Origin of the sequence: Methylobacterium sp. HMF5984, from assembly GCF_045033435.1 — a bacterium.
Lineage (GTDB): Bacteria > Pseudomonadota > Alphaproteobacteria > Rhizobiales > Beijerinckiaceae > Methylobacterium.
On sequence record NZ_JBJFLN010000001.1, the window covers coordinates 5,077,087 to 5,089,297 of the forward strand.

At 74.1% G+C, this 12,211-nt stretch carries 14 protein-coding genes and 1 pseudogene; 13 read left to right on the forward strand and 2 right to left on the reverse strand.

Annotation, left to right across the window (positions count from 1 at the left end):
- The first annotated feature begins 21 nt into the window (after nucleotides 1–21).
- Both phnE (ACFZ8E_RS24655) and phnE (ACFZ8E_RS24660) read left to right on the forward strand, forming a co-directional pair.
- The gene (gene phnE, locus ACFZ8E_RS24655; RefSeq protein ID WP_147859454.1) at nucleotides 22–906 is read left to right on the forward strand and encodes a phosphonate ABC transporter, permease protein PhnE; all 885 of its coding nucleotides are present in this window, start codon (nucleotides 22–24) and stop codon (nucleotides 904–906) included.
- Nucleotides 903–1,751 (forward strand): phosphonate ABC transporter, permease protein PhnE, encoded by an 849-nt coding sequence (phnE, locus tag ACFZ8E_RS24660; protein WP_147843794.1) that lies wholly within the window; start codon nucleotides 903–905, stop codon nucleotides 1,749–1,751. Before phnE (ACFZ8E_RS24655) ends, phnE (ACFZ8E_RS24660) begins: the two co-directional genes overlap by 4 nt.
- A 16-nt stretch (nucleotides 1,752–1,767) precedes the next feature.
- Here the strand turns inward: phnE (ACFZ8E_RS24660) and ACFZ8E_RS24665 are convergent, their stop codons facing one another.
- Nucleotides 1,768–3,042: an FAD-binding oxidoreductase gene (locus ACFZ8E_RS24665; protein WP_243938128.1), complete on the reverse strand. Its 1,275-nt coding sequence runs from the start codon at nucleotides 3,040–3,042 to the stop codon at nucleotides 1,768–1,770.
- Nucleotides 3,043–3,242: 200 nt separating this feature from the next.
- On the opposite strand from ACFZ8E_RS24665, the gene ACFZ8E_RS24670 reads away from it, so the two are divergent.
- Nucleotides 3,243–3,569, forward strand: coding sequence for a type II toxin-antitoxin system PrlF family antitoxin (locus ACFZ8E_RS24670; RefSeq protein ID WP_147843792.1), 327 nt, complete (start codon nucleotides 3,243–3,245; stop codon nucleotides 3,567–3,569).
- 3 nt (nucleotides 3,570–3,572) lie between these two features.
- Nucleotides 3,573–4,059: pseudogene (locus tag ACFZ8E_RS24675) on the forward strand (type II toxin-antitoxin system YhaV family toxin).
- A gap of 103 nt (nucleotides 4,060–4,162) precedes the next feature.
- Here the strand turns inward: ACFZ8E_RS24675 and phnF are convergent.
- Complete coding sequence (phnF, locus tag ACFZ8E_RS24680; RefSeq protein WP_405044061.1) at nucleotides 4,163–4,924, reverse strand: phosphonate metabolism transcriptional regulator PhnF; 762 nt, start codon at nucleotides 4,922–4,924, stop codon at nucleotides 4,163–4,165.
- Between the two features lie 77 nt (nucleotides 4,925–5,001).
- Here phnF and phnG point away from each other — a divergent pair, with 77 nt between their 5' ends.
- From phnG to ACFZ8E_RS24725, 9 genes are all read left to right on the forward strand, one after another.
- Nucleotides 5,002–5,481, forward strand: a complete 480-nt coding sequence (gene phnG / locus ACFZ8E_RS24685) for a phosphonate C-P lyase system protein PhnG (protein WP_405044062.1) — start codon at nucleotides 5,002–5,004, stop codon at nucleotides 5,479–5,481.
- The gene (gene phnH, locus ACFZ8E_RS24690) at nucleotides 5,481–6,098 is read left to right on the forward strand and encodes a phosphonate C-P lyase system protein PhnH (RefSeq protein WP_405044064.1); all 618 of its coding nucleotides are present in this window, start codon (nucleotides 5,481–5,483) and stop codon (nucleotides 6,096–6,098) included. The genes phnG and phnH overlap by 1 nt, the downstream gene beginning before the upstream one ends.
- Before the next feature lie 4 nt (nucleotides 6,099–6,102).
- Nucleotides 6,103–7,224, forward strand: a complete 1,122-nt coding sequence (locus tag ACFZ8E_RS24695) for a carbon-phosphorus lyase complex subunit PhnI (protein WP_405044066.1) — start codon at nucleotides 6,103–6,105, stop codon at nucleotides 7,222–7,224.
- Nucleotides 7,221–8,312, forward strand: a complete 1,092-nt coding sequence (locus ACFZ8E_RS24700) for an alpha-D-ribose 1-methylphosphonate 5-phosphate C-P-lyase PhnJ (protein ID WP_405044068.1) — start codon at nucleotides 7,221–7,223, stop codon at nucleotides 8,310–8,312. Before ACFZ8E_RS24695 ends, ACFZ8E_RS24700 begins: the two co-directional genes overlap by 4 nt.
- Nucleotides 8,309–9,082, forward strand: coding sequence for a phosphonate C-P lyase system protein PhnK (gene phnK, locus ACFZ8E_RS24705; protein ID WP_405044069.1), 774 nt, complete (start codon nucleotides 8,309–8,311; stop codon nucleotides 9,080–9,082). Before ACFZ8E_RS24700 ends, phnK begins: the two co-directional genes overlap by 4 nt.
- A complete protein-coding gene (gene phnL / locus ACFZ8E_RS24710) occupies nucleotides 9,079–9,786 on the forward strand; it encodes a phosphonate C-P lyase system protein PhnL (protein ID WP_243988952.1) in 708 nt (235 codons plus the stop codon). Before phnK ends, phnL begins: the two co-directional genes overlap by 4 nt.
- 47 nt (nucleotides 9,787–9,833) lie before the next feature.
- Nucleotides 9,834–10,976, forward strand: coding sequence for an alpha-D-ribose 1-methylphosphonate 5-triphosphate diphosphatase (locus tag ACFZ8E_RS24715; RefSeq protein WP_147729705.1), 1,143 nt, complete (start codon nucleotides 9,834–9,836; stop codon nucleotides 10,974–10,976).
- Nucleotides 10,976–11,518, forward strand: a complete 543-nt coding sequence (gene phnN / locus ACFZ8E_RS24720; protein ID WP_243950627.1) for a phosphonate metabolism protein/1,5-bisphosphokinase (PRPP-forming) PhnN — start codon at nucleotides 10,976–10,978, stop codon at nucleotides 11,516–11,518. Before ACFZ8E_RS24715 ends, phnN begins: the two co-directional genes overlap by 1 nt.
- A gap of 136 nt (nucleotides 11,519–11,654) precedes the next feature.
- Entirely contained in the window at nucleotides 11,655–12,203 is a 549-nt protein-coding gene (locus tag ACFZ8E_RS24725; protein ID WP_243950629.1) for a PepSY domain-containing protein, read from the forward strand.
- The last annotated feature ends 8 nt before the right edge of the window (nucleotides 12,204–12,211 follow it).

Genomic DNA, 12,211 nt, shown 5'->3' on the forward strand with positions numbered 1-12,211 from the left:
GGGACCGGACGGGTCGCCGCCGTGAGCGGGCGGATCGCGCCGCTGCCGCCCGAGCGGGCGGCGGCCCTGGCCGAGGCCTACGGGCGCGCGGTCGCGTCGACCCGGCGGCGGAGCCTGGCGTTCCTCGCGGTCGTCGCCGGGCTGCTGGTCCTGTCGGGCCTGATGGCCGAGGTGCGGCCGCTGGTGCTCGCCGACAACATCGGCAACCTCACCGCCTATCTTGGCCGCATCCTGCCGCACCTGACGCTCGCCGACCTGCGCGGCGACCTCGCCGAATGGTACTGGGGCCTGCCGAAATGGGCGGCGCTCCTCGGCGAGACCCTGCTGATGGCCTATCTCGGCACGCTGCTCGGCGGCGTCGGCGCCTTCCTGCTGTGCTTCGGCGCGGCCGCGAACCTCGCCCGCACCCGCGCCGGCCGCTTCCTGACGCGCCGCGCCCTCGAGGTCCTGCGCACGGTGCCCGAGATCGTGTTCGCCCTGCTCTTCGTCATCGCCTTCGGCCTCGGCCCGATGGTGGGCGTGCTGGCGCTCGCCCTCCACACCACGGGGGCGCTCGGCAAGCTGTTCTCCGAGGTGGTCGAGAACATCGACATGAGGCCGGTCGAGGGGCTGACCGCATCGGGCGCCTCGCGGATCCAGGCGATCCGCTTCGCGGTGCTGCCGCAGGTGCTGTCGAGCTTCGCCTCCTACGGGCTGCTCCGCTTCGAGATCAACGTGCGCGGCGCCGGGGTGATGGGCTTCGTCGGCGCCGGCGGCATCGGCCAGGAGCTGCTGGTGGCGATCCGCAACTTCTACGACGCGGACGTGAGCGCGATCCTCCTGATGATCGTCGCGACGGTGATGGCGATCGACCTCGGCACCGAGCGGCTGCGCCACCACCTCATCGGGGCGGAGGGCGCGCGATGAGCCGGCCGCCGCGTCCCGTGGACGTCGCCGCCCTGCGCCGGCGCCACCCCGACGCGTTCCGGACCGCGTGGGGCGCGCGGCTCGCGACGCTCGCGACCCTGGCCGCCCTCCTCGGGCTCGCGGCGTTCGCGATGGTGCGCCTCGACTTCTCGGCCACCCGCATCGTGAGCGGCCTCGGGCGGCTCGCCGAGTTCTCGCTGATGATGCTGCCGCCCTCGGCCGGCGGCCGCTTCCCCGATTTCCTGCACGCGCTCGGCGAGACCCTGGCCATCGCCTTCCTCGGGACGCTGGCCGCGGCGCTGGTCGCCTTCCCGCTGGCGCTGCTCGCGGCCCGGAACGTGGTGCCGAACCCGTTCGCGCATTTCGCGGTGCGCCGCGGCCTCGACGTGGTCCGCTCGGTCGACGTGCTGATCTGGGCGCTGGTCTGGATCAACGTCGTTGGGCTCGGCCCCTTCGCCGGTGCGCTGGCCATCGCCTGCTCCGACGTCGGGGCGCTCGGCAAGCTGTTCTCGGAGGCGGTCGAGACCGTTGATCGCCGCGACGGCGAGGGCGTCGCGGCCTCCGGCGGCGGCGCGCTCCACCGCATCCGCTTCGGCCTCGTGCCCGCCGTCCTGCCGGTGCTCGGCAGCCAGGTGCTGTACTTCTTCGAATCGAACACCCGATCGGCGACGATCATCGGCATCGTCGGCGCGGGCGGCATCGGCCAGTACCTGAGCGAGCTGATCCGGGTGCTCGAGCTGCAGCAGGTCGCCTGCCTCGTGCTGATGATCCTCGTCGCCGTGGCGGCGATCGACGCCGTGTCCGGCCGGCTGCGCCGGGCGCTGATCGGCGGGCCGGCGCGGTAGGCCGGGTGCCGCTTCCCTACAGAAAGCGGCCGGGGTCGAACGGCGCCAGCGGGATCTCGGGCGCCTCGCCGCCGACGAGCTGGGCGACGAGGCGCCCGGTGCGCGCCGACCCGACGAGGCCGACATGGCCGTGGCCGAAGGCGTAGACCACGTCCCCGGTGCGGCGGGCGCGGCCGATGCAGGGCCGCCCGTCCGGCATGCTCGGGCGATGGCCGAGCCACATCCGGATCCGCTCGGCCGGCACGGTCGCGGGCAGGTCCGGGAACATGCCGGTCAGGTGATCGCGCAGGATCTCGGCGCGCTTCCAGTTCGGCGCCGCGTCGAGCCCGGCGAACTCGACCTGGCCCGCCGCGCGCAGGCCGCCGTCCATGGCGTTGACCACCATCTTGGCGTCCGAGGCCATCACCGGGGTGCGCGGCCCCGCCTCGGCGCCGGCGATCATCACGTGGTAGCCGCGCTCGCTCTCCAGCGGCAGCCGGTCGCCGAGGCTCGCGGTCAGCGCGCCCGAGCGGGCGCCGGCGGCGACCACCGCCCGGTCGCACGGGATCGCGCCGGCCTCGGTCTCCACCGCGACGAGCCGACCCGCGTCGAGGCGGAACCCGGTGGCGCGGGTGCGGGCGTAGGTCGCGCCGCGGGCGCGGGCGAGGTCGGCGAGCCCGGCGACGTAGCCGCCCGGGTCGCGGCAATGGCCCGCTTCCTCGACCATCACCCCGAAGGTGTAGCGGCGATGCAGGGTCGGCTCGCGCTGGCGCAGCTCGTCGGCCGAGAGCTCGAGCCATCGCACGCCGACCGCGCGGCGGATCGCCCAGGCCGCGGCGTCGGCCGCGAAGGCCGCCCGGTCGGGATAGACGTGCAGCAGGCCGCGCCGCTCGATCAGGTGGCCGAGGCCGGCCTCCTCGGCGAGGCCGGCATGGAGGCGGGGCGCATCCGCCAGCAGGGTGCGCATCGCCCGTGCCGTCTCGGTGATCTGCCGCCCGGTGCGCGCCGCCCAGATGTAGCGCACCAGCCAGGGCAGCACCCGGGGCAGGTAGCGCCAGCGGATGGCCAGCGGCCCGAGCGGGTCGGCGAGGTAGGACGGCACGCGCTTCCAGATGCCGGGCTCCGCCGGCGGGATCACCGAGTGCGACGAGAGCCAGCCGGCATTGCCGTAGCTCGACGCCTGCTCCCCGCCGGGCACGCCCGGATCGACCACCGTGACGCGATGGCCGGCGCGCAGGCATTCGAGCGCGCTCACGGTCCCGACCGCCCCCGAACCGATGATCACGACGTGGCGGGCCGATGGCTCGGTCATGGGTTGCGTATCCTGCCGGGGGGCGCGTGCGCCTCGCATCCGGGGTCAGTAGTCAACCCGGGCACCTGCGAGCAACGCCGCCCTCGGCGGCCCTGCCCATGCCGGGGAGCATAGGGCGTCGCCTTGCGCCGCGACGCGCTTGCTTCGAAGGCTGCCGACGAGGGAAGGGAAATTCCTTACCTCAAGCCGCCGAGGCCGCGATGGGTCCCCTCGTACGAGAGCGCAGCAAGATCACCGCGAAGGGCCAGACGACCGTCCCGAAGGCCGTGCGCCAGGCCCTGGGCGTCAGCTACGGCGGCGAGATCGCCTACGTCGTCGACGAGGGCGGCGTGCGCCTCACCCGCGTCGAGGTCGAGGAGGCGGACCCCGTGATCGAGGGATTCCTGGCCTTCCTCGCCCAGGACATGGCGCGCCGGCCGCAGGCCATCACGCCCTTCCCCGCCGATCTGATGGAGCGCATGTCGGCCCTCGCCGAGGGGATCGACGCCGATCCCGGCGCGGACATCGACGGTCCCGTGGCGCTCTGATCGATGACGGTCGTCGGCGCGTGGACGATCTTCGCCCATCCGCTGCTGCTCGACCAGCTCGAGACGCTGACCGCCGCCGTGGAGAAGGCCAAGGCCGACGACCCGGACGGGTACCGCAGGACCGCCAACGCGAAGCTGCTCGCGGTCTTGCGGAGATTGATGTTCGAGACCGTCCCGCAGGACCCGTCCCGGGCCGAGTACCGCCAGGGCGCCCCCCTCGGCGCGTCCCGAAAGCATTGGTTCCGGGCCAAGTACGGCAACGGCCGCTTCCGCCTGTTCTTCCGCTACGACAGCCGGACCAGGATCCTGATCTATGCGTGGGTGAACGACGCGGAGACGCTGCGCACCCACGGCGCGAAGACCGACGCCTATGCCGTGTTCGAGCGGATGCTCGACATGGGCCATCCCCCCCGACGATTGGGCGACGTTGCTCGCGGCGGCGTCCGCAGGGCCGCCGAAAGCGCGCCTGAAGACCGCAGCAGCGAAATAGCCGACCGACGGTCCGCAAGGGCGCCCCTGCCGGGCGCTTCGCGCGCAGGAGCGGCACTCAGGCCTGGTCCAGTCCCTCGTCGCGACGCCGTCTGGCATCGCCGCTAATCCACCACCAGCTCGACCCGGTCGGCGACGAACACGGAGGCCGCGGCCAGGATGCGTTCGCCGGCGGCGTCGACGTTGACGCTGGCGACCGTGAGCAGGGTCCGCCCCGGCGCCACGTCGAGGCGGCTGGCCTCCTCCGCGGTGGCGGCGCGTGCCCCGATCCGCGTCGAGAGGCGGGTGTAGTCGGCGATGCCGAACCCGGCGAAGGCGCGGGTGATCGAGCCGGAGGCGGCGTAGGCCTCGGCGAAGCCGGCCAAGCGCGGCAGCGGCAGGGCGATCCGCGCCGCCGAGATCGGGGCGTCGTCGGCCCGGTGCAGGGTCAGCATCTCGATCACCGGATCGCCGGCCGCGAGCCCCAGGGCCTCCGCCGTCTCGAGGCTCGCCGGCACCGTCGCCGCCGCGACGAGGTCGCCCCAGGCCTGGCGGCCGGCCCGGGTGACGATCTCGGAGAACCGGGTGCGCGGCCCGATCGGATAGGGGATCGGCCCCGGCTCGACGAAGGTGCCGCGCCCCTGCGTCGCCCGCACCAGGCCGCGCTCGGCCAGCGTCCCAAGGGCGCGGCGCACGGTGTGGCGGTTCACCCCGAACCGGGCCGCCAGAGCCGCCTCGGTGGGAAGCTGGCTGCCGGCCGGAAATTCGCCGCCCGCGATCGCGCCGCCGATCGCGTCGGCGATCTGGCGCCACGCGGCCAGGCCCGCGCCGCGCTCGACGGGGCCGGCGCGGGCGGATGTCACCGGGGTGTCGCTCGCCTCGTCCATGACGGATCGCATCGTCCCTTGCGTCCACGACTGGATTTGTCTATATCTATAGACAAATCGGAGGCCTTCGAACGCGAATGCCGTGCGCCAGCCAAACAGCACCCGACCCGGCAACGCCAGAGGTCGAAGCCCGTCGCGCCGCGATGGCGCGTGCCGGGGCGGCCTCGCTCGCCGAGCTCGAGGCCGTTCTCGCCGAGACCGGGCTGTCCTGCGAGGCCGAGGATCTGCGCGCGCCCGAGACCGGCCTCGTCATGGCGCGCGGCCGCATCGGCGGCGACGGGCGCGCCTTCAACGTCGGCGAGGCGACGGTGACCCGGGCGGCGGTGCGCCTGGCCGGCGGCGAGACCGGCTTCGCCTACCATCTCGGCCGCGACCGTCCGCGCGCCCGGCTCGCCGCCATCCTCGACGCGCATTGGCAGCACCCGGCGCGGCGCGGGGCGGTCGAGGCCGCCCTGGCGGGGATCGCCGAACGCCGCGCCTCGGAAGCGGCCGCCGCGGCGCGAAAGATCGCGGCGACGCGGGTGAACTTCTTCACCCTGGCGCGGGGCGAGGATTGATGGCGCTCGCCCGCGGCTTCGCCGACCCGGTCCACGACGCGCAAGGGGCGTTCCGCACGCTGATGGACGCGCTCGCCCGGCCGGGCCGCATCGGGCGGCTCGCGAGCGACCTTTCTCCGCCCGCCCCGCTCACGCCGGAACTCGCGGCCGTCGCGCTGGCGCTGACCGATGCCGACACGCCGGTCTGGCTCGACGCGCCGCTCGCCGCGAACCCGGCGGTGGCCGCGTTCCTGCGCTTCCACACCGGCGCACCGATCGTAGCCGAGCCCGCCGACGCGGCCTTCGCGCTGATCGCGGATCCTGCCGCCTGCCCGCCCTTCGCGGCGTTCGCGCAGGGCTCGCCCGACTATCCCGACACCTCCGCCACCCTGGTGCTGGCCCTCGACCGCCTGTCCGAGGATGGCGCCGCCTTCGAAGGCCCCGGCATCCGCGGCCACATCCGGCTCGCCGCCGCGCCGCTGCCGGCGGACTGGCCGGCGCGCCTTGCGGCGAACCACGCCGCCTTCCCGCGCGGGCTCGACCTCCTTCTCACCGCGCCGGGCGTCGTCGCCGGGCTGCCGCGCTCGTCGCGGCCCGTCCCTTCGCCCGCCCCTTCGCCCGTCCCTTCGGAGGCGTAGACCGATGTACGTGGCGGTGAAGGGCGGCGAGGCCGCGATCGACAACGCCCACTGGCTGCTCGCCGAGACGCGCCGGGGCGACCCGTCGGTGCCCGACCTCACCGTGGCGCAGATCCGCGAGCAGATGCGGCTGCTGGTCGACCGGGTGATGACCGAGGGCTCGCTCCACGATCCGGATCTGGCCGCGCTCGCCCTCAAGCAGGCCCGCGGCGACGTCGTCGAGGCGGTGTTCCTGGTCCGCGCCTACCGCACCACCCTGCCGCGCTTCGGTGCCACCCTGCCGGTGGAGACCGCGGCGATGGCGGTGTCGCGCCGGGTCTCGGCGACTTTCAAGGACCTGCCCGGCGGGCAGGTGCTCGGCCCGACCTTCGACTACACCCATCGCCTGATCGACTTTTCGCTCGCCGAGGGCATGGCGCCCGAGCCCGGCGCGGAGGCCGAGCCCGGCCCGGACGCGGCCGCCTGCCCGCGCGTGACCGACTTCCTCGGCGAGGCCGGCCTGATCGAGCCGTCGCCCCGGGACGAGGGCGCCCCCGTCGGCGACCTGACCCGCGAGCCGGTCGACTACCCGGCCGACCGTGCGGTCCGGCTGCAGACGCTGGCGCGGGGCGACGAGGGCTTCGTGCTGGCGCTGGCCTACTCGACGCAGCGCGGCTACGGCCGCACCCATCCCTTCGTCGGCGAGGTCCGCTTCGGCACCGTGGCGCTGGAGCTCGTCCCCGAGGAGCTCGGCTTCCCGGTGCAGCTCGGCGCCGTGGCGATGACCGAGTGCCAGATGCTCGCCCAGTTCCACGGCGGCGGCGACGTCCCGCCCCGGTTCACCCGCGGCTACGGGCTCGTCTTCGGCCAGGGCGAGCGCAAGGCGATGGCGATGGCCCTGGTCGACCGATCGCTGCGCGCGGCCGAGCTCGGCGAGGCGCTGGTCGCCCCGGCGCAGGACCAGGAATTCGTGCTCGCCCATTGCGACAGCCTGCAGGCGACGGGCTTCGTCGAGCACCTCAAGCTGCCACACTACGTCGACTTCCAGGCCGAGCTGGAGCTGCTGCGCCGCCTGCGCGCCGAGCACGCCGCCGCGCGGACGGGAGAGTCCGGGCCGGACGAAGCGCTTCGGGAGGCCGCCGAATGAGCACGCCCGCCGCGCGGCCGGAGACCGGCTACAACTTCGCCTACCTCGACGAGGGCACCAAGCGGATGATCCGCCGGGCGATCCTCAAGGCGATCGCGATCCCCGGCTACCAGGTGCCCTTCGCCGCCCGCGAGATGCCGATGCCCTACGGCTGGGGCACCGGCGGGGTCCAGGTCACCGCCGCGATCCTGGGGGCGTCCGACGTGCTCAAGGTGATCGACCAGGGCGCCGACGACACCACGAACGCGGTCTCGATCCGGCGCTTCTTCTCGGCCACCGCCGGCATCGCCACCACCACGCGGACGGTGGAGGCCACGGTGATCCAGACCCGCCACCGCATCCCGGAGGCGCCGCTGAGGGAGGGCCAGATCCTGGTCTACCAGGTGCCGATCCCGGAGCCCCTGCGCTTCCTCGAGCCGCGCGAGACCGAGACACGCCAGCTCCACGCGCTCGCCGAGTACGGGCCGATGCACGTCAAGCTCTACGAGGACATCGCCCGCCACGGCCACATCGCCACCACCTACGCCTACCCCGTCGAGGTCGCGGGCCGCTACGTCATGGACCCGTCGCCGACGCCGAAGTTCGACAACCCGAAGATGGACGACTGCCCCGCCCTGCAGCTCTTCGGCGCCGGCCGCGAGAAGCGCATCTACGCGGTGCCGCCCTACACGCGGGTGCGCAGCCTCGACTTCGAGGACCATCCCTTCCAAATCCAACGCTTCGACCGCCCCTGCGCCCTGTGCGGGGCGGACGACGCCTACCTCGACGAGGTCGTCCTCGACGATGCCGGCGAGCGGATGTTCGTCTGCTCCGACACCGATCATTGCGAGGACCGGCGCCGGTGCGGGTTCGGGCCGGCGGCTCCCCCTCCCCCCTCTGCGGGGGAGGGGGAGCCGCGGAGCGGGTCGGGAGAGGGGAGCGCGGTATCCGGCACTGTCGCTCCCCTCTCCCGACCCTCGCTCACGCGAGGCCCACCCTCCCCCGCACCCAAGTCGGGCCTGCCCGACTTGGGCACACGGTGTGCGGATCTCGGGCAAGTCCGAGATCCGCCGGGGGGAGGGAAGAACGGAGCGGAGGAACGATCATGACCGCCCCCCTGCTCACGGTCTCCGGCCTGACCAAGCGCTACGGCGCGCGCACCGCCTGCGACGGCGTCGGCTTCACTTTGGAGGCGGGCGAGGTGCTGGCGGTGGTCGGCGAATCCGGCTCCGGCAAGTCGACCCTGCTCGGCCTGGTCGCCGGCGAGGTCGCGGCGGATGCGGGCTCGGTCGCCTACCGGATGCGCGACGGCGCCAGCCGCGACCTCGCGACCTTGAGCGCGGCCGAGCGCCGGGCGCTGATGCGCACCGACTGGGGCTTCGTGCGCCAGGACGCGTCGCAGCGCCTGCGCATGGCGGTCTCGGCCGGCGGCAACGTCGGCGAGCGGCTGATGGGGGTCGGCGAGCGCCATTACGGCCGCATCCGCGCCACCGCCCTCGACTGGCTCGGCCGCGTCGAGATCGCCGCAGACCGGATCGACGACCCGCCGACGCGGTTCTCCGGCGGCATGCGCCAGCGCCTGCAGATCGCCCGCAACCTCGTGACGAGCCCCCGCCTCGTGCTGATGGACGAGCCGACCTCGGGCCTCGACGTCTCGGTGCAGGCGCGCCTGCTCGACATGGTCCGCGGGCTCGTGGCCGAGCTCGGGCTCGCGGTGATCATCGTCACCCACGACCTCGCCGTCGCCCGCCTGCTCTCGCACCGGGTGCTGGTGATGCGCCACGGCCGGGTGATCGAGACCGGGCTGACCGATCAGGTCCTCGACGACCCGCAGGCCGCCTACACCCAGCTCCTCGTCTCCTCGGTGCTCGCCGCATGACCCCGCCGCTGATCGCCTTCGAGGACGTGGGCAAGCGCTTCACCCTGCATCTGCGCGGCGGCACGGTGCTGCCGGTGATCGCGGGCGCGAGCCTCGCCGTCGCGGCGGGCGAGTGCGTGGTGCTCGGCGGCGCGTCCGGCACCGGGAAATCCTCGCTCCTGAAGATGGCCTACGGCAATTACCGCTGCGAGCACGGCGCGATCCGGATCTGGGACGGAGCCCGCACGGTCGACGTCGCCACGGCCGAGCCGCGCGCGATCCTGGCCCTGCGCCGGCACGTCGTCGCCTACGTCTCGCAGTTCCTGCGCGTGATCCCCCGCGTCGGCGCCCGCGCGATCGTCGAGGCGGCGGGCATCGAGGGCGGCCTCGCCGCCGATGTGGCGCGCGCGCGCGCTGCGGCGCTGCTCGCGCGCCTCGACCTGCCCGAGCGCCTATGGGACCTGCCGCCGGCCACCTTCTCGGGCGGCGAGCAGCAGCGGGTGAACATCGCCCGCGGGTTGATCGCCGACCGGCCCCTCGTGCTGATGGACGAGCCGACCGCCTCGCTCGATGCCCGCAACCGCGACGTCGTGATCGCGCTGATCCGCGAGAAGCGGGCGGCGGGCGCGGGCATCCTCGGCATCTTCCACGACGCCGACGTACGCGAGGCGGTGGCGACGCGGATCGTGGACGTGGCGGATTTCCGCGCGCCGATCGCGGCATGAGCGGGCGGGGCATGAACGGGCGCGGCATGAGCGGAGACGGCGGAGCGATGGCGGACCGGGTCGAGATCCTCGAGAACGCGCGCCTCGTCCTGGCCGACCGCGTCGTCGACGGCTGGCTCGCGATCGTGGACGGCCGCATCGCCGAGCACGGCGCGGGCCGGGCGCCGGAGCGCGGCCGGGACCTCCGCGGCGACCACCTCGTCCCCGGCCTGGTCGAGCTGCACACCGACCACCTGGAAAGCCACTACGCGCCGCGCCCCGGCGTGCGCTGGCATCCGCTGGGCGCCGTGCTCGCCTACGATGCGCAGATCGCCGCCTCGGGGATCACCACCGTGTTCGATTCGCTGCGCGCCGGCACCGACCCGGACGGCAGCGGCCTCGGCTCCGAGCTCGACGCGCTGGCGCAGGCCATCGCCGACGCGCGCGCCGCCGACCTGTTCCGGGCCGAGCACCGGACGCACCTGCGCTGCGAGATCCCGTCGGCCGACGTGATCGACACCGTCCGCGCCTTCGTCCGGCGTCATCCCGTCGGCCTGATCTCGCTGATGGATCACACGCCGGGGCAGCGGCAGTTCCGCGACATGGCGAAGTATTATCAATATGCCGGCCGCGGCGGCCGGCCGATCGAGGCGATCCGGGCCGGCACCGAGCGCAAGATCCGCGACGGCGCCGCGCTCAACGCCCGCAACCGCCCGATCCTCGTGGCGCTGGCCCGGGAGCAGGGCATCCCGCTGGCGAGCCACGACGACACGACGCTGGCCGACGTCGCCCAGTCGCGGGCCGAAGCGGTCGCGCTCGCCGAGTTCCCGACCACCCGCGAGGCGGCCGAGGCTTCGCACGCGGCCGGCATCACCGTGATGATGGGCGCGCCCAACCTGATCCGCGGCGGCTCGCATTCCGGCAACGTGGCGGCGCACGCTCTCGCCGAGGCCGGCCTGCTCAGCATCCTGTCCTCCGACTACGTGCCGGCGAGCCTGCTGATGGCGGCGTTCCAGCTGCCCGAGCGCGTGCCCGGCATCGACCTGGCCGCCGCCATCGCCACCGTCACCGCCAACCCGGCCCGCGCCACCGGCCTCGACGACCGCGGCCGGATCGCGCCCGGCCTGCGCGCCGACCTCGTCCGCGTGCGGACGGCGCAAGGGGTGCCCGTCGTCCGCGAGGTCTGGCGCGCCGGCGCGCGGGTGGTGTGATGGCGGGCGGCTTCGTCCTCGTGGTCGGCCCGAGCGGGGCCGGCAAGGACACGGTGATCGCCGCCGCGCGGGCGCAGCTGGCCGGCGACCCGCGCTTCGTCTTCCCGCGCCGCCTGGTGACCCGGCCGCCCTCGGCGCACGAGGACAACGCCGAGATCGCCGAGGCGGAGTTTTCCCGCGCCGCCGCGGCCGGCGCGTTTCCCCTGCATTGGCGCGCGCACGGCCTCGGCTACGCGATCCCGGCCGAGGCGCTGACCGAGGCCGAGCAGGGGCGGGTCGTGGTGTGCAACGTCTCGCGCCGGGTGATCGAGGCGGCGCGCCGGACGCTCCCCGGCGTCCACGTCGTGGCGATCACGGCCGCCCCCGAGATCCTGGCCGCACGGCTTGCCGCCCGCGGCCGCGCCGAGGACGGCGACCTTGCCGCGCGCCTGGCCCGCGCGGTCCCGGCGGAGGCCGACGACACCGTCGCCAACGACGGCGACCGCCGCGTCGCGGCGGCCGGCTTCGTCGCGATCCTGCGCGACCGCGCCGGACGCCGCTGACCGTCTCGACGCGGCGGCCGGCGACGCGCCGTGGCCGCCGGCGAGAGCCTGGACAGGTCTTTCGATGGGCAGGCAACCAAGCGGCGGTCGATCGGTTATTCGGGCCACCATCTGCATTGGGAAAGAAGTCGACGCCATGCCGAACCGTCTCACCCTCACCGCCGGCCTGATCGCCGCCGGCCTGCTCGCCGCTCCGCTCGGCCTGACGCATGCGGCCAAGGCCGAGTCCGACCAGAAGGAGTTCCAGCTCGCCAAGACCACCAAGGTCGGTCTCGCCCAGGCGCTGACCACGGCCGAGGCCCAGGGCGAGAAGGGCCGCGCCATCGACGCGGATTTCGAGAAGGCGGACGGCAAGAACCCGACGCATTACAGCATCAAGGTCGTCTATCCGGACGGCAAGCTCGTCGAGTACGGCATCAATGCCGACAGCGGCGCGCTCTACAAGACCGAGAACCAGCCGATCGAGCGGTACTTCACCCGCCTCAAGCCGGCCGATTTCCAGAACGCCACCACGTCGTTGAAGGACGCGCTGACGATCGCCGAGCAGAAGGCGGGCGGCGGCAAGGCCTACGAGGCCGAGGTCGAGCGCGACGGCAAGTCGGTACAGTACGAGATCAAGGTGGCGCTGGCCGACCGCGAGCAGACCGTGAAGGTCGGCCCGAACGGCAAGGTCGTCGGCGACTGATCGCCCCG

What these genes read in the sequence shown, in the direction of transcription:
- phnE (WP_147843794.1), top strand. Translation starts at nt 903, where the DNA reads ATGAGCCGGCCGCCGCGTCCCGTGGACGTCGCCGCCCTGCGCCGGCGC.
- ACFZ8E_RS24665 (WP_243938128.1), bottom strand. Translation starts at nt 3,042, where the DNA reads ATGACCGAGCCATCGGCCCGCCACGTCGTGATCATCGGTTCGGGGGCG.
- ACFZ8E_RS24670 (WP_147843792.1), top strand. Translation starts at nt 3,243, where the DNA reads ATGGGTCCCCTCGTACGAGAGCGCAGCAAGATCACCGCGAAGGGCCAG.
- phnF (WP_405044061.1), bottom strand. Translation starts at nt 4,924, where the DNA reads ATGGACGAGGCGAGCGACACCCCGGTGACATCCGCCCGCGCCGGCCCC.
- phnG (WP_405044062.1), top strand. Translation starts at nt 5,002, where the DNA reads ATGCCGTGCGCCAGCCAAACAGCACCCGACCCGGCAACGCCAGAGGTC.
- phnH (WP_405044064.1), top strand. Translation starts at nt 5,481, where the DNA reads ATGGCGCTCGCCCGCGGCTTCGCCGACCCGGTCCACGACGCGCAAGGG.
- ACFZ8E_RS24695 (WP_405044066.1), top strand. Translation starts at nt 6,103, where the DNA reads ATGTACGTGGCGGTGAAGGGCGGCGAGGCCGCGATCGACAACGCCCAC.
- ACFZ8E_RS24700 (WP_405044068.1), top strand. Translation starts at nt 7,221, where the DNA reads ATGAGCACGCCCGCCGCGCGGCCGGAGACCGGCTACAACTTCGCCTAC.
- phnK (WP_405044069.1), top strand. Translation starts at nt 8,309, where the DNA reads ATGACCGCCCCCCTGCTCACGGTCTCCGGCCTGACCAAGCGCTACGGC.
- phnL (WP_243988952.1), top strand. Translation starts at nt 9,079, where the DNA reads ATGACCCCGCCGCTGATCGCCTTCGAGGACGTGGGCAAGCGCTTCACC.
- ACFZ8E_RS24715 (WP_147729705.1), top strand. Translation starts at nt 9,834, where the DNA reads ATGGCGGACCGGGTCGAGATCCTCGAGAACGCGCGCCTCGTCCTGGCC.
- phnN (WP_243950627.1), top strand. Translation starts at nt 10,976, where the DNA reads ATGGCGGGCGGCTTCGTCCTCGTGGTCGGCCCGAGCGGGGCCGGCAAG.
- ACFZ8E_RS24725 (WP_243950629.1), top strand. Translation starts at nt 11,655, where the DNA reads ATGCCGAACCGTCTCACCCTCACCGCCGGCCTGATCGCCGCCGGCCTG.